The sequence below is a fragment of the Myxococcales bacterium genome (assembly GCA_012517325.1).
Classification (GTDB): domain Bacteria; phylum Lernaellota; class Lernaellaia; order Lernaellales; family Lernaellaceae; genus JAAYVF01.
Map to the genome: position 1 here is coordinate 1 of JAAYVF010000085.1, position 24617 is coordinate 24617.

General features: G+C 63.1%; 23 protein-coding genes. 17 read left to right on the top strand and 6 right to left on the bottom strand.

Annotated elements, in window-relative coordinates:
* The 5 genes from GX444_14570 to GX444_14590 form a co-directional block, all read left to right on the top strand.
* On the top strand, positions 1 to 349 hold a 349-nt coding region (locus GX444_14570; protein NLH49802.1), incomplete at its 5' end, for a hypothetical protein.
* A gap of 27 nt (positions 350 to 376) precedes the next feature.
* A complete protein-coding gene (locus GX444_14575) occupies positions 377 to 2362 on the top strand; it encodes a hypothetical protein (GenBank protein ID NLH49803.1) in 1986 nt (661 codons plus the stop codon).
* The gene (locus tag GX444_14580; protein ID NLH49804.1) at positions 2359 to 3780 is read left to right on the top strand and encodes a hypothetical protein; all 1422 of its coding nucleotides are present in this window, start codon (positions 2359 to 2361) and stop codon (positions 3778 to 3780) included. Before GX444_14575 ends, GX444_14580 begins: the two co-directional genes overlap by 4 nt.
* 462 nt (positions 3781 to 4242) lie before the next feature.
* A complete protein-coding gene (locus GX444_14585) occupies positions 4243 to 4815 on the top strand; it encodes a sigma-70 family RNA polymerase sigma factor (protein ID NLH49805.1) in 573 nt (190 codons plus the stop codon).
* Positions 4812 to 6056 carry a protease complex subunit PrcB family protein gene (locus GX444_14590; GenBank protein NLH49806.1) on the top strand — a complete coding sequence of 415 codons (1245 nt, stop codon included), beginning with the start codon at positions 4812 to 4814 and terminating at the stop codon, positions 6054 to 6056. Before GX444_14585 ends, GX444_14590 begins: the two co-directional genes overlap by 4 nt.
* Here GX444_14590 and GX444_14595 read toward each other — a convergent pair.
* Entirely contained in the window at positions 6046 to 7215 is a 1170-nt protein-coding gene (locus GX444_14595) for a (Fe-S)-binding protein (protein ID NLH49807.1), read from the bottom strand. The genes GX444_14590 and GX444_14595 overlap by 11 nt on opposite strands.
* A 14-nt stretch (positions 7216 to 7229) precedes the next feature.
* Complete coding sequence (gene pyk / locus GX444_14600) at positions 7230 to 8645, bottom strand: pyruvate kinase (protein NLH49808.1); 1416 nt, start codon at positions 8643 to 8645, stop codon at positions 7230 to 7232.
* A 123-nt stretch (positions 8646 to 8768) separates the two neighbouring features.
* Between pyk and GX444_14605 the strand changes: the two genes are divergently transcribed.
* Positions 8769 to 9425 carry an outer membrane lipoprotein carrier protein LolA gene (locus tag GX444_14605; protein NLH49809.1) on the top strand — a complete coding sequence of 219 codons (657 nt, stop codon included), beginning with the start codon at positions 8769 to 8771 and terminating at the stop codon, positions 9423 to 9425.
* A 24-nt stretch (positions 9426 to 9449) separates the two neighbouring features.
* Positions 9450 to 10841 carry a hypothetical protein gene (locus tag GX444_14610; GenBank protein NLH49810.1) on the top strand — a complete coding sequence of 464 codons (1392 nt, stop codon included), beginning with the start codon at positions 9450 to 9452 and terminating at the stop codon, positions 10839 to 10841.
* Here the strand turns inward: GX444_14610 and GX444_14615 are convergent.
* The 3 genes from GX444_14615 to GX444_14625 are packed head-to-tail and all read right to left on the bottom strand — an operon-like array spanning position 10825 to position 12639.
* Positions 10825 to 11430, bottom strand: a complete 606-nt coding sequence (locus tag GX444_14615) for an outer membrane beta-barrel protein (GenBank protein ID NLH49811.1) — start codon at positions 11428 to 11430, stop codon at positions 10825 to 10827. The two genes, GX444_14610 and GX444_14615, sit on opposite strands and share 17 nt — an antisense overlap.
* Position 11431: 1 nt before the next feature.
* Complete coding sequence (locus GX444_14620) at positions 11432 to 12067, bottom strand: outer membrane beta-barrel protein (protein ID NLH49812.1); 636 nt, start codon at positions 12065 to 12067, stop codon at positions 11432 to 11434.
* A 17-nt stretch (positions 12068 to 12084) separates the two neighbouring features.
* Entirely contained in the window at positions 12085 to 12639 is a 555-nt protein-coding gene (locus tag GX444_14625; protein NLH49813.1) for a porin family protein, read from the bottom strand.
* Positions 12640 to 12776: 137 nt separating this feature from the next.
* Between GX444_14625 and GX444_14630 the strand changes: the two genes are divergently transcribed.
* From GX444_14630 to GX444_14660, 7 genes are all read left to right on the top strand, one after another.
* Positions 12777 to 13823 (top strand): HD domain-containing protein, encoded by a 1047-nt coding sequence (locus GX444_14630; GenBank protein NLH49814.1) that lies wholly within the window; start codon positions 12777 to 12779, stop codon positions 13821 to 13823.
* A 3-nt stretch (positions 13824 to 13826) separates the two neighbouring features.
* Positions 13827 to 14528: an HAD-IB family hydrolase gene (locus tag GX444_14635; protein NLH49815.1), complete on the top strand. Its 702-nt coding sequence runs from the start codon at positions 13827 to 13829 to the stop codon at positions 14526 to 14528.
* A gap of 88 nt (positions 14529 to 14616) precedes the next feature.
* On the top strand, positions 14617 to 15705 hold the full coding sequence (locus GX444_14640; GenBank protein ID NLH49816.1) for a response regulator: 1089 nt from the start codon (positions 14617 to 14619) through the stop codon (positions 15703 to 15705).
* Positions 15683 to 16216, top strand: a complete 534-nt coding sequence (locus GX444_14645) for a hypothetical protein (protein ID NLH49817.1) — start codon at positions 15683 to 15685, stop codon at positions 16214 to 16216. The genes GX444_14640 and GX444_14645 overlap by 23 nt, the downstream gene beginning before the upstream one ends.
* 8 nt (positions 16217 to 16224) lie before the next feature.
* Positions 16225 to 16728: a hypothetical protein gene (locus tag GX444_14650; protein ID NLH49818.1), complete on the top strand. Its 504-nt coding sequence runs from the start codon at positions 16225 to 16227 to the stop codon at positions 16726 to 16728.
* Complete coding sequence (locus tag GX444_14655; GenBank protein ID NLH49819.1) at positions 16718 to 18649, top strand: sulfatase; 1932 nt, start codon at positions 16718 to 16720, stop codon at positions 18647 to 18649. Before GX444_14650 ends, GX444_14655 begins: the two co-directional genes overlap by 11 nt.
* 91 nt (positions 18650 to 18740) lie before the next feature.
* Positions 18741 to 19508 carry a hypothetical protein gene (locus GX444_14660; GenBank protein ID NLH49820.1) on the top strand — a complete coding sequence of 256 codons (768 nt, stop codon included), beginning with the start codon at positions 18741 to 18743 and terminating at the stop codon, positions 19506 to 19508.
* Positions 19509 to 19715: 207 nt separating this feature from the next.
* Here GX444_14660 and GX444_14665 read toward each other — a convergent pair whose 3' ends face one another.
* Positions 19716 to 20501, bottom strand: coding sequence for a hypothetical protein (locus tag GX444_14665; GenBank protein ID NLH49821.1), 786 nt, complete (start codon positions 20499 to 20501; stop codon positions 19716 to 19718).
* Positions 20502 to 21102: 601 nt separating this feature from the next.
* Here GX444_14665 and GX444_14670 point away from each other — a divergent pair.
* Genes GX444_14670 through GX444_14680 form a run of 3 tightly spaced genes read left to right on the top strand, consistent with a single transcriptional unit; the run spans position 21103 to position 24602 of the window.
* Positions 21103 to 21828, top strand: coding sequence for a hypothetical protein (locus tag GX444_14670; protein NLH49822.1), 726 nt, complete (start codon positions 21103 to 21105; stop codon positions 21826 to 21828).
* Complete coding sequence (locus GX444_14675; GenBank protein NLH49823.1) at positions 21825 to 23453, top strand: type II/IV secretion system protein; 1629 nt, start codon at positions 21825 to 21827, stop codon at positions 23451 to 23453. The genes GX444_14670 and GX444_14675 overlap by 4 nt, the downstream gene beginning before the upstream one ends.
* A 9-nt stretch (positions 23454 to 23462) precedes the next feature.
* Positions 23463 to 24602 (top strand): glycosyltransferase family 4 protein, encoded by a 1140-nt coding sequence (locus tag GX444_14680; protein NLH49824.1) that lies wholly within the window; start codon positions 23463 to 23465, stop codon positions 24600 to 24602.
* Positions 24603 to 24617: the final 15 nt, after the last annotated feature.

Sequence of the window (24617 nt, forward strand, 5' to 3'; positions counted from 1 at the left end):
CCCGTGGGATGAGCATCCGAGCGATTACTGCACGCTGGAGATCCGGACGGGCGCGACGGCGCTACGGCGCAACTACGCGGCGATTTTGGTGAAGCTGCGCTCGACGGTGGCGGTTTCGGGCACGGGCGACGAGGCGCTGCATCCGGGCGTGGCGATCGTGAAGATCATCAAGGAAGACCCGACCTTGCAAGAGACTTATTACGGGATCAAACTAGAATCGAAGTCGTTGTACTCCGGCGCCGCCAATACGATTTTCAAGGAAGCCGCCACCAACGATGGCAAGGATACGGTGCCGGAAGCGCAAAAGTTTGTCGGCGATCCCGCGGAAGATGTTCTCAAGGTCGATTAGCCGAAACGATTCGGAAGAGGGTTCGGCATGGAAAAGCGTTTTGTGCCGTTGAAATCCGCCAAATCGGGCCAACTGGCGCCGTTGGCAAGCCCGTCCAAGAAGGAAATCGTTTCGCTCGATGCGAAACCCGAGTCGAAGACCGAGGCCGAAATCCTTGCCGAAAAACGAAGTTTGTTGAAGGAAGCCTGGCGGCCGGAGGTGGTCAAGGCGCTTTCAACCGCCGGATATTGCCGGCCCGGCGACGCCCAGGATCTGGTCGAAAACAACCGTGAAATGCTGGTGCTCAATTTCGACCGCTTGGGCGCGCCGCGCGACGAGGCCGAGAATGCCTTGCTGTGGGAACTGATCGACGAAATCTCCGAAACCGAACCCACGGTTATCGAGCATTTCCGCCGGCTCCATCGCGACCAGGCCGAACTGACCGACCGCCGCTTTGACGCCAGGTTGGCGACGCTACGCCAGAACGCACTGACGGCAAGCCGGGTCGAACCAAGCCGCTTTCAGCCGCTCCCCTCGCCGAAAAAGCAATTGGTGAGTTTGTTGCATACGCAGCAATCCGAAAACCCACATTTGGTGCATCCGGATTGGTATCTGGGATTTTGGGATGATACTGAAATTCAAATAGGACATAGCGATCCAGCTAAAGTATTTCGATTGGATACCATGAATGATTTAGTACAAATTGGTGGTTTTCAACCATTCGAAATGAAAACAAAGGAGGTCATAAAAACTGTTGAAAGTAAAGATGGTTGGCAGCCGGAAGAAATTGTTGGAGTTGCATTGGTGAAAATTGGGCAAGAAAATAAAATACCACGTTTTCCGATTTATTTAACGCGGCCGATCGGGAGTCATGCAAAAATAAATTGGAAAGCGGAAAGGATTGCCAAGTTTTACTCGCTAAATGAAACCTCCGATCAAGCTGATGTAAATTGGGACAATCTTGGCGTGTTTCCCGAAATGGATATGGTTGCACACCACATAAAAGGATCAAAAAAAAATAATAGTGAAGAAAAAGGGTTGCTATTGGTATTCAATGCATCTCGCTGGAAGAATAATATCGATTCCGAACGGCGATGCATTGATACAAATGCCTTCGATCAAATACATATCGAAATTGAAGCCAGAAAAAGCCTGGTTTTGCGCAATCTAAAGATCACCCTTAATGGGTGTGTAATTATCGAGTTGGATTACGATGCCTTCTTAATACCTGCAGGGAAAACAATTGTCATTACTGATACTGATAAAATTTGGAAAAGTAAAAAGCATAAATTGCTTTATCAAGGCGATGACTTCGGTCCGCTCTATCCATTGAGCTATCAGCCCCAGGAAATATTGGATAGCCGGATATTAAGTACTGCCGTAGGAGAATTAGGTCAGGCATGGAACCCAAAATATGGCACGAATTGGCCGAAAAAAAATGGTATTTGGGATAATATACCGGAATTTTGGTGTACGGAATTTGCGGCATGGGCGCTTCGAGTGAGCGGTGATTTCCCTCAAATCCCATCTGTTCATAGCACTTTTGAAATGGAAGAATTCTTTAAAAAAGGCGCTAATCGACAATTCATCTCAGCGGAGGATACTAGTAACACTTGGCTTAACATTGCCAATAAGGTTCAACCAGGTGCCTATGTTGCATTGGAAAACTCCAACCATAGTACGATATTCATTTATTGGATCGGGCCCAATGGCGCGCGACGACCTTGTAACGGGTTTTATCCTGAACTCAAGGAAATCGTTAATGATTTGGACAATACTCAACCCAATGATGATACCAAACCTGGCAATTTCAACTCGAATTATGCACTCAATTGGTTCAAAGCAATCGGCGGCAACCAAGGCGGCAAAGTGTGCATCAGGTATTTTGCCATTGTTCGGCTGGATGCAAGCCAAAGAAGTTGGATCGACAAATTAACCAATAAAAACAAAAAAGACAAATCAGTGGTGGTATGGTGCAAAGTGTCGCAAAGCGATCCTCTAAAAGCATATGATGGATTTGGAATAAAAAAATGAATAAAAAGGCGAAAATGACCAAGTATTTAGTGAATTTATCATTTATATTATGGTATGGAGTGGCTTTTTGCGGAGAAATAGCGCCTCAATATGCTCTTGGCAGTGAATCAGATCTGTTATGGTATGGGAAAAAATTCGGTTCATCGTTTGGTATAACCTCGGTTGATGATGGATATATTATAATGAATATATCAGGATGGGATGAATATCTTTCTGTTATTTCAAAAAGAGGCGATTTTCGTAGTAAGTATCGATTCGATGATAATTGGGGGTTTCAGTATTTTTCGCCCGACAATATTAATAGCGTTATTTATTTATGCGGTCAAAAAGTTGATTACGATACGGAAATGACAAACGCTACTGCGGCAAAATACAATTACCATGAGAAACGCTTAATAATATATGATAATGAATATCCATATTATTCAACTTGTGAAAATGTCATCGTCGGTAAGAATTCCAACGTCTATTATACTATGAAGATAATAGACATTGAGGATCCCGACGAACTGGAACTTTCATTCGCGGTTAAATATCTCAAAGATGGAAACAAACAATGGCAACACGAATATGCGATTTCCCAGTTGGATCTGGATGATGTCAAATTGCAATATATATATGTTGATAATGAAGATTGTGCTTATTATGCCGGTTCGGATCCCGCCGGCGAGACAAACGACGAATATATGCGGCACACGAATATCGTGAAATACGATTCCCTGGGTGATCAAATTTGGCAGTGGACAAGCCAGGAATATTGTCAGGCGCTTATCATCGAAGGCGATGATCGATTGAAAAATATTTATTTACTGGCCGAGTGCGAGGTTTCTTACAATCTGCCGAATATGCCTTCGCTATATACAGTGGATATGACGACTGGCAAAACGATCAACAAATGGCGCCAAACCCCGGGTCGTCTCGATTCAGGTTGGTCAAATTCGGCAATGGCGCTGTATCCGGATGGCGGAGTGTTGGTTTTACAGGATCCTTGGAATGAAGATACGCTTTACTTGCGATTTTCGGCCTTTGATCAAAACGGACAAATCAAGGGGGAAAAGGAATTTCAATTTCCCCAATGGGCGCTGGATGGCGGCCATGCCTTTGACCTGACGATTGACCGTTACGGCAACGGCTACGCAAACATCACGGCTTGTCGAAGTGGCTATCAAGAAAACGGCAGTTGCGATGACAACACCTGGGGTTTGGTGAAAATCACGCCCGATGGCGACATCGAATGGAGCCGGCTTTTAACCGGCAACGAGCCGAGCGAGGCGAGCATCGACGACACCGACGAGTACATCATCGTCGGCTACCCTTTCGGTATTGCTTTGGGCCCCGATCTGGCCGTCGAGGAAACCGACGACGACACCCCCATGCTCTCCGGCGACGACGATGCCGACCAAGGCTGCGGCTGCTGATTCGATCGATCAATAAACAGACTGGGTATTCTCAACGAACGCCTTTTCTCGACCCCTCAACCATACCGAACTCTTCCGGAATCTTGCCTTTGGATTTCGGCTTGCGCACCGAAAGACGAGAAAGCTTATTTGTCGCTCCGGCGGAAGAGGCTGTCGATTTTATCGCCGTCGAACCAATGATTGTCACCGACGAGATCCTTCGCTTTGATCAGATGACGAGATAATGATTTGGACCAATGGCTCGGGCGCGATAACCTCCGTTTTGAGCGGGGCGGGTGGGGACACTCGCGCTCGTGGGGCAAACCTGCAATACGTCATTGAAATTATGGATTGGTGTACTAAGATACCGTTCAATCAACGAAACGGCCGTCGCGGAACTTTTTTCGCGCCGCGCGGTCTATTCCCAACGTGGTTACGGCACGCATGGTGGATCAAGACTTTAACCGCGCGGATATCCGCTGCGTGGAACGTTTCCTGGGCGGCGACCAGCGGGCTTTCGAGGAGCTGGTCCTGCGTTACCAGCGCCGGGTTTTCAACCTGTCGCTGCGATTCGTGCGCGTGCCGGAAGAAGCGCAGGAAGTGACCCAGGAGATTTTCGTCAAGCTCTTTCGTTCCTTGGGTAGCTTTCGCGGGGAGGCGAAGTTTTCCACCTGGCTGTACATGGTTGCCGTAAACCATTGCCGTAACCGGCTCAAGTACTTGAATCGGCGGCACTATTTTACGGGCGAATCGCTCGACCCGATGCCGGACGGCGAGGACGACGGACCGGTCCGGCAGTACGCCGCCGCGGACCCGGATCCGAACGATCGCGTGACGGCGAAGGAGACCCGGCAGGCGGTGCGCCGGGCGATCGATCAATTGAGCGACGATCACCGGGAAGCCATCATCCTGCGTGATCTGCAAGGGTTGTCCTATGAGGAGATTGCGGAAATCACCGGCCAGTCGCTCGGCACGGTGAAAAGTCGCATCCATCGAGCCAGATCGGAGTTGGCCATCTCCCTCAGGCCCTTTGTGGACGCGGAGGGGGGCACATGAATCGCGAGCACATCGAGCAATACCTGGCCGAATACGTGGACGGCACGTTGCCGGCCGAGGACCGCGCCGCGGTCGAGGACTATCTCGAAGAGCACCCCGAAGAGGCGGAAACCGTCCGGCTCGTGCGGCGGGTGCAGCCGCTGGTCCGCGCGCTGCCCGACGCGGAATTGCCGCTCGAACTGAGCGAGAAAATCCTCGCCGCCACGACGCGGCAGCGGCGCTTTTTCCTGCGCAACCGCATTCACAAGCTGAGCACGGTTTTCCGGCTCGCGCCGGTCGTGGGCGTTTGCCTGGTGGCGATCGTCGTGGGCGTGGTGGTCGTCACGCACCTGGAAGGAACGCTGCGGAGCCCCGACCTGGCGCCCGCGCTGGAAATGGCCAAGACCGAATCGGCCCTGCCGGCTCCCGCCGAGGAAGCGGCGACGCGCGAAGCCGTGCCGGCGGGCGGCGACCGGGCCGGACAGATCGCCGACCAGTTGGCCAAGGGCTCGACCAGCCTGGCATTGAAAGAACAGTTTGCTTCCCCGGAAACGGGGCAAGATAAGAAAAAAGACGCGAACCTTGGCCCGCGGGGCGGCGAGGTCTCGACCGAGGCGACCGGTCGCCTGGAAGGAAAATACGCCGAGGCGCCCGCGCCGACCCGCCGCGCCGTCGGCGACGCCGAGACGCAAAACGTTCCGGCAGCGGCCGGCCTGATGGCCGTGCCGCCGCCGGCGCCTTCCCGCGGCGCGGGCGGCGCCGTCGCCGAGCAGGAAAAAATGTCCAGCGACCAGTACCGCCGGCGCAACGAAATCCTCGCCAAGGAAGAGGCCGACGAGGCCAAGAGCGCTCCGGCCGCCACGGTCGTAGCGGCCGACGTGCAACGCTGGGAAGGACAATACTGCGGCGTCAAGGAGGCCGGGGTGCGGGTCGTCGTCGATCCGGGCCAGTGGTCGCAGCTCTGGCGGAACATCCACGCCAATTGCGAGCCGCAGCCGCCGCTGCCGGCCGTCGATTTCAAAACGCAGGCGGTCGTCGCGGTGTTCATGGGGATACGGCCGACCGGCGGGTTTGCGGTGCGCATTCAGGAAGTCCGGCGGGACGGCGCCAACCTGGTGGTGACGGTGCGCGAAACCGAGCCGCGCCTCGGCCAGATGGTCACCGAGGCGCTGACCCAGCCTTATTCGCTGGTCGTCGTGCCGCGCTCGCTCGAAGGCCTGTTCCTGCAACCCAACACGACCGTGCGGATCGTCAAACAGTAGGCTTGCCCATCCAGAACCGGCGCGGTGAGGCGTAGGCGGGCAAAGTGTTGGCGACGATGCCCCGCAAGAGCAGCCGCGTGCGCTCTCCCAACCGGTCCGGCACCGGCCGCCCGATCGCTTCCGCCACCAGCTCCAACACGTGCCGCACCGGTTTGCCGAGGCCGGTCGCCCCTTGCAGGCTGCCCAGGGTCAGGTAGCAGCCCGTGCAATAGGCGCCGACCTGTTCGCCGCCCGCGCGAAAATATTCGAGCGACGGCAGCGAGACGGCGCGCAGCAGGTCGCCGGCCGACTGGCGCGGCGCGGCCGCGGCGATGCCGCAGCAGTAGCCGCTCGCGGCGGTGTGCGGCGGGTTGACCGGTTCCACGCCCAGGCGCCGCAGCAATTCGCGCACGCTGCCGGTCAGCGATTCGCCGAGCAGCCGGCCGTGGCAACTGTCGTGCACCAGCAGCGATCCGGTCAGGTAGCGGACCGGTTGCAACTCGCCCCGGTCGAGCCGCTCCAGCAGGTAATCGGTGAAGTAGACCGTGGGAAAATCGAATCGGGCGCCGAATTTTTCCGGCAGGATGTGCCGGAACATGTTGAGCCCGGCGGGGCAGACGAACACCATCCGGCGAATCGATTTGCCGGCGTAGTATTCGGTCAGGCGTTCGGCGATGCGCCGCACCACGTCGGGCAGGCCCATCCGGTAGTACATTTCGCCGCAGCAGAGCGCGAGGCTGCCGGCGATGGTCAGGTCGTCGAAGACGCCCGATTGCGTCAGGTAGGCGCTGGTGATCAGGTTGCAGCCGGGGTAGAGCACGTCGCCTTCCGGCTCGGCGCGTTCCCATTTCTCGACCAGGTCCCGTTCGTCGGGCGGCAACCGGTCCAGGATGTAGGTGCGGAAATTGGGCGTACGGGTCGGCAGCAAAAATTTCGCCCGCTCGGGCAGGCCGTGCGCCAGGTAGTTGCCGTGGAATTTTTCCAGGATGCGGTCGTAGGGTTTGGCGCCGTACCGGCAAAACAGGTTGCAGGCGGCGCACGAGATGCAGCCGGCGTCCAGCCGCGGGGTCGCCTCCCCGGCGTCGAGCCGGCGCATTTCCGCGCCCGCGTCCGCCAGCGACAGCTTCAGGTAAACGCAACGGTTCAGGCATTCTCCGCAATAGCGGCAATCTCCGGCCATCGGCCCTCCTCGCGTCAGGTCGTGCCGACCTCGTGAACGTGAATCAGGTTGGTCGTTCCCGGTTTGTTGAACGGCAACCCGGCGACGACGATGATGCGGTCGCCCGGCGCGGCGAATCCGCCCTCGATCAGCAGCCGGTCGGCCAGGCCGAAAATTTCGTCGGTGCGGGCGAGCGCCGGCGCCTGCCGGGGGATGCAGCCGAAATACAGCGCGCCCAGCCGGCTGATTTTTTCGCAGGAGGTCAGGGCGATGACCGGCACCGGCGGCCGCCGCTTGGCCAGCAGGCGCGCCGTCGAGCCGCTGTGGGTATAGGCGACGATCGCCCGCGGCTGCAGCGCCTCGGTCATGGCCAGCACGCCGTTGATGACCGCTTCGGCCACGCCGGGCAGGCCGGCGTCGCCGGCCGGCGCCGTTTGCAGCGCGGCCAGCGGTTCGGTTTCCTGGGCGATCGCGGTCATCATCCGCACCGTTTCCAGCGGATAGCGGCCGGCCGCGGTCTCGCCCGAGAGCATGACGACGTCGGCGCCGTCGAGAATGGCGTTGGCGACGTCGGAGGCCTCGGCGCGCGTCGGGATGGGCGAGGTGGTCATCGATTCGAGCATCTGCGTCGCCACGATGGCCGGTTTGCGCAGCCGCCGCGCCGCCGCGAGAATCCGCTTTTGCAGCGCGGGCACCTTGGCGACGCCCACCTCGACGCCCAGGTCGCCGCGCGCCACCATCACGGCGTCGGCGGCCTCCAGCACGCTTTCGAGATCGGTCAGCGCCTCGGGGCGTTCGAGCTTGACGATGATCGGCAGTTGCGCCTGGTGCGCCAGCAAAAAGTCGCGCAGGGTCTTCACGTCGCCGGCCGAGCGCACGAACGACAGCGCGATGAAGTCGCAGCCCAGCCGCACGGCGCCCAGCGCGTCGCGGTAATCGTGTTCGGTCAGCGTCGGCATGTGCAGCGGCACGCCGGGCAGGTTGACGCCCTTGCGGTCCGACAGCGGTCCGCCGCGCACGACGCGGCAGCGCACATCGCCCTGCCGGATTTCCTCGACGCGCAGATGCAGGTAGCCGTCGGCCAGAAAGATGTCGCCGCCGGGACACACCGCGTCGGCCAACTCGGGATAATCGACGGTCAGGCGGTGACCGGAGCAGGGGCCGTCGCCGGCGGCCAGCACGATTTCGTCGCCGTCGTCGAGTTGGACCGGACCGTCCGGAAAGCGGCCGAGACGGATTTTCGGGCCCTGCAGATCGGCGACCACGGCCAGCGGGCGCCCGATGGCCCGTTCGGCGGCGCGCACGGCTTCGACGCGCGGCCGTTGCGCGGTTTCGTCGCCGTGCGAAAAATTGATGCGGGCGGCGTCCATGCCCGCGCGGGCCAGTTCCTCGATCATGCCGGGCCGGTCGGTCGCCGGGCCCAGGGTGCAGAGGATTTTCACGAACCTCATCGTTCTCGCTCCTTTTTCTGCCGTGAAGGTAGGCTGTCTCGCCGGCGGGCGATTGTCAACCAAGCACCGTGACCGGCGGCGCGCTTTTTGTTACAGTGAGCCGTTTTCGTAAGGAGATCCTGAATGCGAAAAATGTTCCCGTGGACGATCTTGTTGCTGCTGGCGGCCCTGCTCGCGCCGGCCGCCGCCGACCCGCTGACCGATCTGATCGGCGGCATCCAGGCCCGCTACGGTAAGGCCAAGGACCTGACGGTCGATTTCGTGCAGACCACCGTCGTCAAGCAACTGGGCAACCGCGAAAAGCGCGCCGACGGCGTCATCTACCTGGCGCGGCCCGACAAGATGCGGTGGGTCTACAAGACCGCGCCGGCCAAGGAAATCATCACCGACGGCACGAGCCTGGTGATTCTCTACGTCGAGGAAAAGAAGGCGTACCTCAGCAAGAGCCAGGGCGGTTACAACATCGCGCTGCCGATGTCGATCCTCTCGGGCGAGGTGGACGTGAAAACCCAGTACACGCCCGAACTGCTGCCGGACGAGGGCGGCAAGGCGCGTTTGAAGCTGACGCCGAAGAAGCCGCTCGGCTTCAACTACCTGGTGCTGCACATCAACCGGCAGGGCTTCCTGGTCGAGCGCATCGACACGGTCGACGCGTACGGCAACCTCAACAAGATCGAACTGAAGAATCCGCGCTTCAATACCGGCCTGTCCACCGGCCTGTTCTCGTACGCGCCCAAGCCCGGCATTGAAATCATCGACGCCCCGATGATGGACCTGTAAGCGCTTCGCAAAGGAGTCCGCACCTTGCCGGAATCGGATCTGCGCCCGTTGTTCGATCCCGCCCGCGTCATTTTCGTCGGCGCTTCGGAAACCAACCTGTTTTCCGCCGGCATCGCCCGCTACCTGATCGGCCACGGCTACGCCGACCGGCTGACGATGGTCCGGCCCGGCGCGGGAACCGTCTTCGGCCGCCCGGCCTATCCGACCGTCGCCGCCGCCGCGGCCGCCGGGCCGTTCGACCTGGCGATCGTCGCCATCCCGGCGCCGGCCGTGGGCGAGGCGCTGGCCGAACTCGGCCGCATCGCTTGCCGGCTGGCGATCGTCGAAAGCGCGGGCTTCGCCGAGAGCGGGCCCGAGGGCGCGGCGCGGCAGGCCGGCCTCAAGGAGCTGATTCGATCCGCCGGGATCCGGGTGCTCGGTCCCAACTGCGTCGGCGTGGTCAACACCGCCAACGGTTTCGCGTCCACCGAGGTGCAGCCCGAGAGCCTGGTTCCGGGCGGGGTGGCGCTGATCGCCCAGAGCGGCATCTTCGGCTCGATTCTGCTCGATGCGGCTCCGGCGCGCGGGCTGCGGTTGTCCAAGGCGATCACCATGGGCAACCGGCTGGACCTGGACGAAGCCGACTTTTTGAATTTCCTCGCCGACGATCCGGAGACGCGCGTGGTGGCGATGTACCTCGAAGGCGTGGCGGACGGGCCGCGCTTTTTGCGGGCGATGGAGCGTTGCACGGCGCGCAAACCCGTGTTCGTACTCAAGGGCGGGCGGACGGCGGCGGGCGCCAAGGCGATCGGCAGCCACACCGCCAGCCTGGCGGGCCGCGACGCGGTTTTTTCCGGCGCCTTGCGGCAGGCGGGCGGCCGGCGGGTCGAAAACCTGGAGGAACTGCTGGACGCGGCGCTGGCCTGTTCGCTTTGCCCCGCGCCGGCCGGCCCGCGCGTCGGCCTGGTCACCACTTCCGGTTCGCAAGGCATTCTCGCGGCGGACGTGCTGACCTCGCGCGGCCTGCAACTGGCCGAACTCGACCCGGCGACGCTGGCCGCGTTGCGCGCCAAGGTGCCGCCGTGGGTGCCGTTGGGCAACCCGCTGGATTTCGGCCCGTCGGGATTGTTCGCCGAGGGAGTCGCGGCGCAACTGGCCGATCCGAACGTCGACGCGCTGCTGCTGCTGGTGACGATTCCGTGGGGTTCGATCCGGCCGGCGGTCGAGGCGGGAATGCCGATGTCGGCCCTATTGGGCGAGCCGGAAATGCTGCGCGCGGCGGCGCGGCGCAAACCGATTCTTGTCTCGCATCTGGGTTTTCCGCCGTTTCTGTCCCGGATGCGCGCGGCGTTCGGCGATTTTCTGCCGATTTATCCCGATTCCGAGCGCGCCGCGCGGGCGTTGTCGTATTTGGCGGGGTTCAGAAAATCATCGTGAGCCGCAGGCCGCCGGCGAAGTAGCCGTAGGCGCCCGCTTCCTGATCACGATCCTGTTGGTTGCTGTATTCGAGGTTCGATTTCAGGTAGCCGGCCTTGCCGAAAAGGCCCACCGTGAACGCATCGGCGATCACAAAATCGACGCCGAGGCCGCCGAGGCCGCCGAAGGCGTGGGCGTCGTTTTGATCCTTCAGGGTTTTCCGGGGGCCTTCCCATTCCGACTTGTAGCGCAGGAAGGACGCCGCGCCCTGCAGGGTGAGGTAGGGGATCACGTAGCGGGTGTTCCAATTGAAACGCGGGCCGATGCCGCCGATGAAATGCGAGGTGGAGATTTCGCCGGTTTCGTCCTTATCGGCCTGTTCGTGAAGGCTGTAGAGCGTATCGGCCTCGATGGCGAGCCAGTCGATCACGCCGTAGGCCAGGGTGACGCCGTACGCGATATCGCCGCCGAGCATTTGGCCCAGTTCGCCGTTCATCGCGGCAAAACCCACCTCGGGGGCGATGATCATGTCGCCTTCCTGCACCGCCCAGGCGGCGGCGCCGGCCGCCAGCACCAGTAGACACGCCAAGCCGATCGCATATCCGCGCATTTTACCACCGCAGGTTGAGCCGCAGGGTCACGCTGACGCCGTTCATCGCGGCGTCGACGATGTCCTTTTGGAAAATATAGTAATAGCGGACGCGCAGGCCCAGATCGAGCCGTTCGAGCGCCGCCTGACCCGTTTCCCAGATCGTGTAGTCCGCGCCGGCGCCGAGGTTGATGGTGAAATCGACCTCGTCCTTTTTCTTGCCTTCAATGGGTTGAAAGATCAGGTACGTGGCGCCCAGGCCGCCCGAGATGTACGGATGCAGCCGCCGGCCCTCGAAAACGTAGCCGGGATTGAAAGCGGCGTGGTGCATAGCGATGTCGAACAGGGTGGAGTCGTCGCCGTCGGTGACTTTTTCCTTTTCGTCGTCCCAACTGAAGGCCTCGCCGCGCGCGGCGCAATAGATGTAATTGATTTCGCCGACCATGTTGCGCGCCCAGTTGAAATCGAACAGTTGAAACAGGGTGCCGCCGAACGCCGGCGCCGGGTCGATGTCGATGTGGCTGGCGTGGCGATCGTAGGCGAAGAGCCAGAGATAGCCGCCTTCCGCCGCCGTGTTCATTTTAAAGTCTTTCGCCTGGGCGACCGCCGTGAAGAAGAGCAGCGTCCACAAGCATAGCGCGGCGATTCGATGTCCCAATTCCTTGTCACCTCGGTTCAAAAAGTGAAGGCCAGCGTAAACAAGCCGCTGAACATTGTAGCGGAATCGAAATGATCGGCAAACAGGTAGGAATAGCGGCCGACGGCTCCGAACGAGACGTGGTCGGTCAATACCGCTTCCAGCCCGATGCCGCCGATCAGGCCCGGATCGCTTTCGTCCTCGAGCGGAGGGTCCAGGCTGATGATGTAGTAGTTGGCGCCCAGCAGCATGTAGGGCTGGATCAGGTCGGTCAGGACGTTCCAGCGGAAGCAGGTGACGATTTCCTGGGCGGTCATGGTGTTGTCGTGGTTGCGGTCGGTGCGCACGCGCATTTCGCTCGACAACAGGCCGAATTGAATGCCGGCGTGATCGGTGATGCCGTAGTTGAGCAGGGCGCCGGTGAGCAGGGCGGTCGGCGTGTCGAAACGGCTGGTGCGCTGGTGTTCCATCTGCGGCCACAACGCGCCGACGTTACCCAGAATGCTGACGCGGCCGCCGCGCTGCGCCCGGGCCGGCAGCGGGGGCAACAGCAGCAGCAACACCAGAAAAAAAAGCCATCGCCGGGCGCGCATTCCACCACCTTGAACGGTTTGTCGGCCGCAGGAAACTTATTCACCCTAATACCCCTTGGCGCCGCGCCTCGTCAACCGGCGGGCTTGTCGCGAGCGCCGCCGGACGGCTATCATGGCCGGGCTAAAGGGGTCGCCAGATGAAACATTTATGGCTGGAAACGATCGGCGAAGGCTCGCCGGTCGAGGGAACCTACTATCTCCGCGCGAAAAGCACCGGCACCACCAAGGCGGGTAAGCCCTACCTCTCGCTGGTTTTCAGCGACGGCAGCGGCGAGATGGAAGGCCGCCTGTGGGACAACGCCCTCGATTATGAGGGTCGCGCGGCGGCGGGCGATTTCGTCTTCATCCGCGCCCGCGGCAAAATCTGGCAGAGCCAGGTGCAACTCGATGTTTCGCACCTGGAAACGGTGCCGCGCGAATCGGTGAACGTCGATTATTTCCTGCCGGCCTGTCCGCGCGACCGCGAAGCCTACGCGCGCACGGTGAACGAACTGATCGACGGCCTTGCGGACGAATCGCTGCGCCGCCTCTGCCGGGCGCTGCTGGACGATCCCGAACTCGGCCCGCGCCTGAAAGCGGCCCCGGCCGCCACCGGCGTGCACCAGGCCTACGTCGGCGGCCTGCTGGAGCATGTCTGCTCGATGATGCTGCTGGCCGACAAGATTTGCACCCACTACCCGGCGCTCGACCGCGACCTGTTGCTGACCGGCGTGCTCTTTCACGACCTGGGCAAGATCCGCGAAATGGCCTACGAGTACGCTTTCGATTACACCGACGCCGGCAAGCTGGTCGGCCATCAGGTGTTTGGCGTGCAGTACCTCGACCGCCTGGCGGCCGAACTCGGCGACTTTCCGCCCGAGCGGCTGATGCTGCTGGAACACCTCATCCTCTCGCACCACGGGCGGCCCGAGTACGGCGCGACCAAAATTCCGATGTTCGCCGAGGCCCTCGTGCTGCACTACATCGACAACCTCGACGCCAAGGTCTTCGGCTTTCTGGAGGCGGAGGCCGAATCGGGGCAGGGCAACTGGTCCGAGCGCAAGTGGTATCTGGAGACGGCGGCCTACAAAGTGCCACGCGAAACGCCGGGCTATTCGTTCCGCCTGCCCGGCGCGAAGCCGGCGGGCAAGGCCGAACGCGCCAAGGGCGGCGAGACGAACGAACTGCCGCTCTTCAAAAAGTGAGCCATGCGCGCGGCGGTTTTCGACGTCGATCGGACCTTGCTGGACGGGATGAGCGGCTTTCTCTTCGCCCGCCACCTTTGGCGGACCGGCGCGCTGCCCTGGCGCGGGCGCTGGCGTTCGGCGAAAGCGATGGTGCTTTACCGGCTGGGCCTGGCCGGACCGGAAATCATCATTGCGGCCGGGGCGACCTGCTGCGCGGGACTGACGGCGGCGCGGACCGAAGAGTTGGCGGACGCGGCGGTGGCGGCGACGATGCGCGGGCGATTTTACCGTGAGGCGCTGGCGGCCGTCGCGGCCCATCGTGAACGGGGCGACCGGGTGCTGCTCGCTTCGGGTTCCAACGTCTTCGTGGCGCGGGCGATCGCCCGCGCGGCCGGCGCCGAGGACGCCGTGGGCACCGATTGCCTGCGGTCGGACGGCCGGTTGCTGGCGACGATGGCCGGGCCGGCCTGCTACGCGGAAGGCAAACGCGAACTGGTTTCGCGCTGGCTGGCCGAACGCGGCCTGACGCCGGCCGAAACGATCGTCTATACCGACAACGGCATCGATCGGCCGTTGCTCGAGGTGGCCGGCGAGGTCGTGGCGGTGAACCCGGACGCCGACCTGGCGCGGTTGGCGGCGGCGCGGGGCTGGCGCACGGAGCGCTGGGAGACGCCGGTCGATCCGCGCTACCGGCGCACGGGTACCAGTTGGCCGTTGCGCTAGCGTCAGGCGCCCGACGGGCGAAAAGCGTCTTGCCTCTCGCCTCGCCTGTCTCTACAATCGAAGGATATTTCAGTAAACAAGGGGAACCATGAAGAGCAGGCGCGTATTATGGGCGGCAATTCTGATCGTCCTCCTGGCCGCGATTCATGTCGGCTTTTACCAATACATCACCCACCACATCACTCTGCTGGCCTGGGATGAAGAGGCGAACGTCGATCGCGCGTTGCGCCTGCGCCTGGGGCTGCAAGCGCCGGTGCTCTTCGACCTGGGGGTGATCGGCATCCTGCTGATCGCGGTGGTGCAACTGACCAACCGGGCGCGCGAAGCGCAAAAACTGCGCGATCACAATGCCATGCTGCGCAAGGCCCTGGAAAAGGAACGCTCCCTCAGCGGCCCCGAAAGCCGCGTCCAGGCCATTTTCGACCAGGTTCCCGCCGCGCTGGTGCTGTTCGACGCCGAGGGCCACCTGCTCATGGCCAACCCCAAGGCGATCAACCTGCTCAACCTCGACGACCGGCTGATCGGCGACATCAAGTTCGCCGACCTGCTGCCGCCCCAGGCCATCATCCGCTTCGCCGATCTGTCCCGGGCGCTGGCCGAGCGCGGGCCGCAGTCGATCCGCATCTCGCTGAACCAGAACAAGGGCATCGACTTCGAGGCGCGGTTGCGGATGGCGTCGTTCGTCAACCAGAAAAACGGCGAAAACCTGGTCGTCGGCACCGTCGAGCCGATCGAGGAACCCGAACCGGAAGACGCGCCGGAAATGGCCGATCGCCCAGCGGTGCTGGTCGCCGACGACGAGGAACTGCTGCGCATCCTGATGAAAAACATGCTGATCCAGATGGGCTACCGGCCGCTGCTGGCCCGCGACGGCCAGGAAGCGGTGGAACTGTTCACCGCCCACCGGAAGCACATCGCCGCCGTCATTCTCGACATGGTCATGCCGCGCCTGGACGGTCCGGAAGCCGCCGAGCGGATTCGCGCCCTGGCGCCGGCCATGCCGATACGCTATTGCAGCGGCCTGACGCAACTGCCCAGCCACGCGCCCGAGGATCAGCGCGACCGGCTGGTGCGCAAGCCGTTCAGCATCGAGGATTTCAAGATCGCCCTGCAAACCGTTCTGGAAGAGCGCCCGGAGGGCGCCGCGCCCGCCGATGATACCGCGCCCAAACAATAGACGCCGCCCGGCGCCGTGGCTGCTGGGCCTTTGCCTGCTGCTGGCGTTGGCCTGCTCGTCGTTGAAACGCGAGGTGCGCGACGAATACGCGCCATGGCGCGAGGTGCGCGAGGGCGGCCTCGAATGGCGCGCGCCGGAACGCTTCGTCCGCAAGGATCTGGCCTCGTTCGTTCTGTATCAGCCGGCAAGCGAGAGCCCGGCTTTGCCGTTCGTCGGCGTCGGCAACCTGGACCGGCTGCCGGCGGGCCAATCGGCCGCCGACCTGCTGCAAAGCTTCCGCCCGCGCCGCCCTGACGAAGCGGCGCGCAATCAACCGGCCGAAGCGACCGTCGCCGGCCGTCCGGCGCGCGGTTACGAATCCGCGGACGCGCAGATGCACGGTTGGACGTTCGTCATCGAGGAAGCCGGCAAACCGCGCGCGGTGCTGTTGATCGGCGTGCCGGCCTACTGGTCGAGCGAACGGGCCGGCGCCTTCCGCGACGTGATCCTCGCTTCCGTCCGACTGCTCTGAGGCCGCCGATGAACCGCCGTTTCCTGCCGTGGCTGCTTTGGCTGTTACTGCCGGCGATCGCGCTGGGCGCCGCGCCCGTCGATCCCGCCGGGCGGTTCCTCGGCACGTGGGAAGGGCCCGCCAACGTCTACGACGACAGCCAGGTCATGAAACCGACCAACGTCAAAGTGATCGTCAAACCCGCCGACGGCCGGCCGGGCGAATATGTCGTCGAGCTGACCCTATTCGGCGACAAGCTTTCGCGGTTCACCCACTGCCGCCTGCGCCAGGAAGACGAACTGCAGGTGCGCGACGAGGTGCGGGTGGATCTGCGGCGCGTCCGGGTGGAGGGCGTGCTCAAGTCGCGCCGCCCGGACCGGATCGAGGAAGGGTACGTCCTGTTCAACGTCGAGACGGCCACCGGCGCGTTCCGTCCCTATTACGTGATCAAGTTCGCCGCCAAGCGCCTGCCGGCCGCCCCGCCGCCGCCCGTCACGCCGCCGCCGGTTCCCGGAAAAACCGATGGATCGTAAGGCGAATCGGTTTCGGCCGACCGAACTGGAATGGCAAGCGGCGCTGCTGGCGCTCGGCCTGGCGGTGGCGCTCGGGCTGATCGACGGCCTGCGCCAGGCGGCCGCGCAAGGCTACGCCGGGCACCTGTATTGGCGGGCCCTGGCCGCCGCCATGCACCGCGCCGCCCCCTGGGCCATGGCCGGCCTGATGCTCGCGGCCGCGCAGGTCTGGCTGTTGCGCGTTCTGCTCGTGCACCCCAGACGGATCGGGCTCGTGCTGGTGACGGGTTGGGTCGCCGGGGCGCTCTTGCTGTCGGGATTGCCGCCCGCCCTGCAAACGCTGACGGCGCGGCTACCCCGGGAAAAACTACCCGTGTTCGCCGCTGACCCGGCCTCGATGGCGGCGTTTCTGCAAAAAATCGTCGGCGCGCTGCTGATGCCCGACCGGCTCTGGATCGCTTTCGCCGACCAGCCCGCGCTCTGGTTGCTGCCACTCGGCCTGCCGCTCGTTCTGGGACTGCTGGCGGGCATCGCGCCACTGCTCGTGCTGCGCCGTTGGTCGGCGGTCGAAACGGCGGCGAAACCGCGCTGGTGGTTCTGGGGTTTGTGGGTCGCGGCGGTGCTGGCGCTGCTCAACGCGCCGCGTTGGCTGACCGAGACCACGCGTCCCGGCGGCGACAACCGGCCGGACGTGATTTTCATCAGCATCGACACGCTGCGCCGCGACGCGGTGGGCGCCTACGGCAATCCGGCGGGGTTCACGCCGAACCTCGACCGGCTGGCCGCGCGCGGCGTGCGCCTGGTTGATCTGCGCGCGCCGTCGAGTTGGACGCTGACCTCGCACGGCGCGATGCTGACCGGCCGCTATCCGTGGTCGCTGGGCCTGCGCACCGTGGCCGACGCGCTGCCGCCGAGCGCGCGGACGCTGGCCGAGGAACTGGCGGCGCGAGGCTACGACACTTACGGGGTGGTCACGCACCTGTTCGTCGACGCGCCGTACGGCTTCGGCCAGGGCTTCGACCGAATCGACCACCCGAGCAGCGAACGCGCCGGCGACACCGTGGCGCTGGCCGAACGTTGGCTGGCGAAGCGGCGCGCGAACGTGCCGGCGTTTCTCTTTCTGCATTTTTACGATCCGCATTGGCCCTATCGCCCGCCGGCCGACGTGCCCGACCGATTGCTGGCCGGCACGACCGAGGCCGACCGGCGCGAGGTCGACCGCCACCACGACGCGTTCGAGCTGATCGACGCCCTGCGCGGCGGTCCGCCGTCGCTCACCGCGACGGCCCAGGCGCTCTACCACGCCGAAATCTGGGCGGTGGACCGGGAACTGGGCCGGTTGTTCGACCGGCTCGACCGCGCCGGCCGCCCGGCGATCGTCGTGGTCACCGCCGATCACGGTGAGATGTTCGGCGAGCACGACATGTACGGTCACGGCATGACGCTGTTCGAGGACGAAATCCGCGTGCCGGGCCTGCTGGCGGGCCCCGGCATCCCCGCCGGCCGCGCGATCGAGGGCCCGTGCAACACGGTCGATCTGTTTCCGACCCTGCTGGGATGGCTCGATCTGCCCATGCCGCCGGGGCTCGACGGCCGGAACCTGGCCGCGGAAATGCGGCTCGATCAACCGTTGCCGTGGCGCTGGGTGGGTGGCGAAAACGCCTCGCTGACCAAGGTGCCGGTGCGCTACGCCACCGACAACCGCTGGAAGTGGTTCAGCGGGATGTCGCAGGAAATCAAGAAAAAGCCGGTCGAATATCCGGCGGCCTGGTATCGCCTGGCGGACGAGCCCGGCGAGACGATCAACCATTTCGGCGAGCCGGATGTGCCGCGCCTCGACGAACTGCTGCCGCGGCTCTTCGCCGCGCAGGGCCGCGGCGACGCCGTCACCATCAGCCCCGAACAGCGCGACAAACTCCGCCAATTGGGATATTTGCCGTAGGCCTTCGGCGCGTCACGAGCCGGCCGCGATTGACACCCCCGCCCGATCTGGAGTGAACTGAATCGACTGAATGGGGGCGATGGAGGAACCGATGAAAATGAAATTATTCTGGATCCTGTTTTTGACGCTTGCTAGCTTGGCGTTTCTGGCTTTCGCCTGCTCCGGCGACGACGATGACGACGACAACGACGACGACAACCTCGGTGACGACGACACCGGCGACGAAAACGCCGACAACCTGTGCGACGAGACGACGACGGTCCTCGCGGGCGCCGACACGGTCAGCGAACTGGTCGGCATCTCGGCCGACGACCTGCTCGACACCACCGGCGGCGGTTTCACCACGGCGGCGGATTATTCCGGCGACACCTCGTTTCTGACCCAATCGCCGGCGGGAACCGCCACCGATCTGACCGTCACCATCGCTTACAACGGCGGCGAAATCCGGCAGATCGAATCCGTGCCCGCGGCCGGCGACGACGAGAGCCAGAGCGAGATCGGTTGGGATTGCCGGCACCGGCTGGAGGTCGAGGTGACCCTCGGCTTTGCGACAGCCGACGGCGCTTTCGCCGAAAGTTGGTCGGCCGTGCTCGCGCAGGCCCTCGCCGACGATCAGGGCAATCTCGCCGCTCCGACCCTGGCCGGCGAATTCGATCCGTTGTCCCTGACCGGCAGCTTCGAAATCCTTTCCATCGAAGGACCGACGCCCGACGCGGTGACCGGCGCGCTTGCCTCGACCGCGGTCGATCCTTACGTGGGCGGCCTCGATATTCTCGTCGAGCAATCGCAGGGCGTCGGCGACGAAGGCACCGTCAGCCAGACGCGCCACGTCGCACTGGCCTGGGGCGGGTATCAATAATGGGGAATGGCGAATGCGGAACGTAAGAGCGGCTTAGCAGCCGCGATACCGCTCATGCCGCAAGGAATAATGGGGAATGCGGAATGAGAAATAAAAAACGGGGACATGAACCAAGTCACGCTGGGCGTGACGACTTCGTGTACCCGTTTTTTCTCATTTTAATCGATTACCTGAATCAGTAATGAGAGAAACGGTACTAACGGAAGGTCATTCTTCCTCCCGCTCCTCTTCTTCTTTTTCGCCGCCGGGTTTCCAATTCGCGCCTTTGTGATGGTACGTCACCGCCGGGCCGCCGGTGAGCACGAGGGCGCCCGGCTCGAAGGCGAAGGTCGGCGCGGGCCAGTTGCGCAGAATGCCGCGATCGATCGGCTCGGCGTACGGATTGCGCGAGCCGCCGAAGAAATCGACGATCGTTTCCGGCGCGCCCTTGCCGCCGAATTGCAACGGCGCCCAATCCAGCCGCAAACCGCCCGAAACCGTCGACTGCCAGCGCGGTTCCGAGCCGGTGTGTCCGAAGCCGCCCAGGCGCAGCCCGTAGCTGCGGCCCGGATCGTCGGTCCAGTAGGCGTCGCCGATCCAGGCAAACGCCGAACCGCCGACGCTGTAGTTGGTGATTTCGCCCTCGCTCAGACGCGTCGCGTAATCCACGCCGGCAAAACCCGACAACCACCCGAGGCCGAGCCGCGGCCGCAAGACGGCGTTGCCGTCGATGTCCTGCCGGAAACCCAGCGCGCCGTTGAGGCTGCAATTGTCGACGGCGACGGTCAGGTCCACGCCGTCCTTGATTCCCTTGCGCAGATAGACGCCGAAGTTGGCGACCAGACCGCGAAAGCCGACCGGTCGAATCTTGCGGCCGACGTAACCGAACGAACCGAAACCGCCGACCTCGAATTCCTCCACCTGGGCGATACCGGTCGGCTCGATCGGCAGATAAGTGGGGTTGCAGGCCGCCGCGAGCAGGGTCAGCCCGCCGATAATGAGTAGATTTCTCAATAAAATGCGCATTTTCACGACCAATGATGAGCTAGTCTGTTGATACCATGAATATTTTCCCCTGCCAAGCAGTACCTTGAAAAGACAAGCGCCCGCTTTCAGTTTTTCATCGCGCCTGATGAAAAATCCGCGAGAAACAACCGTCCATTTCGGACCGGCCTTTCCGCAACTCCATGAGAATAAAGAGAAACATCTTTTGGCACCGCGTTTGCACCCATGGTGAGGCGTACATTCGTTCTTTCATAGCTTGCTGAGGGCTTTCGCCGATACCGCTGATCTGCCGGAGACGGCAGACCGAAGGCCCTCAGTTCTCTCGGGCCCATCGCCCTCGATTGTCGAGGGTTTATCATGCCCGCGAGGACACCTGCTCACGGTGTCCTCAAATTGCCCGGCCTTCTAGGTGACCCTATCAACTGTCTCTAAGCTAGCGGTGGATCCCAACCGGATCCGCCGCCCCGCCTTTATTTATTGGTTGACGGACCGCCGCGTATCGATCGTTATCTTCATGTACGGCGGCAGGTTCTTGATTGCCTGAAAGCCTGCCATCGGGTACAAAGAGCGAAAGAAAAGAAAAAACAAACTGTTCGGGGAGAATCGTACGGTGGGCGGCTACATCGACATGCACACGCATCTGCTGCCGGGTTTCGACGACGGGGCCAAGGAGGCGGCGGAAAGCCTGGAAATTCTCTTTCAGGCCCGGCAGGCCGGCTTCGACGGCATCGCGGTGACGCCGCACGTCATGGTCGGCGTTTACGAACCCACGCGCGCCGCCGTCGACGAAGCGATCCGCCTGCTGCTGGAACGCACCCGGTTGGAAATGCCCGGCCTGGTGCTGCACCCGGGCGCCGAATACTACCTGGACGATCATTTCTACCAGCGCCTCGAAGCGGGGCGGATCGATCCGCTGGCCGGCGGCACGCACGTGTTGGTCGAATTGCCGCTGCTGAAGCTGCCGCCGCTGACCAAGGAGTTCGCCTTTCGCATCCGCATCAAGGGATTCGTGCCGATCCTGGCGCACCCGGAGCGTTACGCCGACGTCGGTCGCGAGCCGCGGCTGGCCGAGATGCTGACGCATGCCGGCTATCGCCTGCAGATCAATCTCGGCAGCCTGACCGGCATGTACGGCCGCAAGGCCCGCAAGGCGGCCGAATGGATGCTCAAGCACGAGTTGGTCGATTTCGTCGGCTCCGACGCGCATACGCCCAAACAAGCGATGGAAGCGTTCGGGGCCGGATTGGAGGAACTACGTGAGCTGGTCGGCGAGGCGGAACTGGATCGCCTGTTGATCGCCAACCCGGCCGAAGCGCTTGGAGGCAAGGAAACATGAGCGAACCGATTGCCGACTTCGATTTCGGACCCTATCAGGTCGACCCGGAAAGCGTGCGGCTGTTGCCCCAGATGTTCTGCCTGACGCACGACGTGATCATCCTGGGGCGGGTGGAAACCGGCGACCGCGATCCGGTGGTCGTGGGCCTGGCCGATCCGAACGACCTGGACACGCTCGACGCGATCAGCCGCGTGATGCGCGGCCGGCGCGTGACGCCGATCAAGGTGGCGGGCGAAAAAATCCAGAAGGCGCTGGCCTATGCCTACGGCTTCGACAAGGTCGTCGATCCGCCGCCGGGCGTACCGTCGCCGCCGCAGGAACTGGAGCGCGAGGTCATCCTGGGCGCCGAGGCGCCGGCCGAGGGCGACGCCGGCAAACAAAAGAGCATCCATTCGGCGCAGCTCGACCGCGAGGACGACACGCCGATCAAGCGGCTGGTCAACGAGGTTCTGATCACCGCCTTGCGCCGCGGCGCCACCGACATCCACATCGAGAATTTCCGGTACGAGACGGTGACGCGCCTCAAGGTGGACGGGCTGTTGCAGCGCGTCCGTTCGCCGATCAACAAGGCGAACGTCGAGGAGGTCGTCAACCGCATCAAAATCGTCTCGCGGCTCGACATCAGCGAAAAGCGCGCGCCGCAGGACGGCCGGTTGACCTTGCCGGTCAACCAGGGCGGCAACCTGTACGAGGTGCCGTTCCGCGTGTCGATCATTCCGGGCCCGTGGGGCGAGGACATCGTGCTGCGCATTCTCGACAAGTCCATGGCGCCGATCGACCTGGAACTGTTGGGCTTCACCAGCGGCGACCTGGACAACTTCAAGCGGCTGATCGCCAACCCGCAGGGCCTCATTCTCAACTCGGGCCCCACCGGTTCGGGCAAGACGACGACGCTCTACGCCAGCCTGAAGCACATCCGCAATCCGCAGATCAAAATCCTCTCGGCCGAGGATCCGATCGAATACGACATCGAGGGCGTCTGCCAGAAACAGGTCGGCCCGAAACTCGATTTCGCCGATCTGGCGCGCGCCTTCCTGCGCCACGATCCGGACGTTTTGCTCATCGGCGAAATCCGCGACGCCGAAACGGCCGACGCTGCCGCCAAGGCCGCGCAAACCGGCCACCTCGTGCTGTCCACCGTGCACACCAACGACGCCGTTTCGGCGATCTCGCGCCTGGCCGGCCTGGGCCTCGAGTACGACATCGTTTCCTCCATCCTGCTGGGCGTGCTCAGCCAGCGCCTGGTGCGCCGCGTCTGCCGGCAGTGCGCCGCGCCGTTGCTGCCCAACGACCGCCTGCGCGCGCTGTTCGGCCGGGCGGCGGCGGGCCTCGACCTGGTGCAAGGGCGGGGTTGCGAGCACTGCCATCAGACGGGCTATCGCGGGCGCATCGGCTTGTTCGAACTGTTCATCGTCGACGATGAACTGCAGCAGCACATCCAGATGGAGACGCCGCTGCCGGAAATCCAGCGCCTGGCTATCGCCAAGGGGATGACGCCGCTGGTCCTCGACGGGCTGCGCAAGGTCGCGCACCAGCTCACCACGCTGGAGGAAATCGTCCGGGTCGTGCCGTACCGGCAGATCGCCGCCAATCTGCGCGACGCGCCCGCCAAACCGGCGGCCTGAGCGAAGCCGATGGGAATCGCCGGCAAAAAAATTCTGCTGACGACCACGCACCAGAACATCCGTTCCGGCGGCAGCATCCAGTTGTCGCAGCTGGCGCGGGCGCTGACGGCGGCCGGGGCGCGCGTCGAGGCGCTTTTCAATTACCGGGCCGGCGCCGACCGCGAATCGTCCAACCTGACCGCGCTGGAACAGGCGGGCGTTGCGGTGCGGTTTCTGCGCTTCAACCGCTGGTACCACCCGGCGCAGATCTGGCGCCTGCGCGACTGGCTGCGGCGGGGCGCCTACGACATCGTCCATACGCACAAGGGAAGCGATTTGTCGCTGGTGCTGCTGGCGGGTGCGGGGCTGCCCATTCCGTGCGTCGTCAACACGCGCGGCGTCAATTTCCGCCTGGGCCTGAACCGCTACAAGTACCGCAGCCGGCGGCTGGATCGCATCATTGTGGTCAGCCAGGACAGCCGGCGCGTGATGGTCGATTGTGGCGTGCCCGCCGATAAAATCCGCGTGATCTACGGCGGCGCCGACACCGAACGCTTCCGCCCGCTGCCGGCCGAGCGCGCGCCGGTGCGCGCCGAGTGGAGCATCCCGCCCGACGCGCTGGTCAGCGTCGTGGCGGCCAACCTGGTGCGGCAAAAAGGCCACGGCGACTACCTGGAAGCGGCAGCGGCGCTGCGCGCCGCGCATCCGGAACTATGGCACGTCTTCGCCGGGGGCGGCGATCAGGCCCCCTGGCGCGAACGGGCCGCCGAACTGGGCGTGGCCGACCGGGTGATTTTCGCCGGCTTCCGCCGCGACATGGAACGCGTCTACGCGGCGGCCGATCTGTCGGTGATGCCCAGTTTCGCGGGCGAGGGCGTTTCGGGCGTCCTCCGCGAGGCGATGGCCTGCGGCTTGCCGGTCATCACCACCGACGTCGGCGGCAACGCGGAACTGGTGCGCGACGGCGAAACCGGCCTCGTGGTGCCGATCCGGCAACCGGCGGCGCTGGCCGGCGCCCTGCAGCGACTGGTGGTCGACCGCGAACTGGCCGCACGGCTTGCGGGCGCGGGGGCGGCGCTGGTCCGGTCGCAATTTTCGGTGGCGCACCGGATGGAACGGATTCTGGCCCTTTACGAAGAGGTGTTTCGCGACAAGGGGCTGCCTTTTTAAAACCGGAGGCCTCGC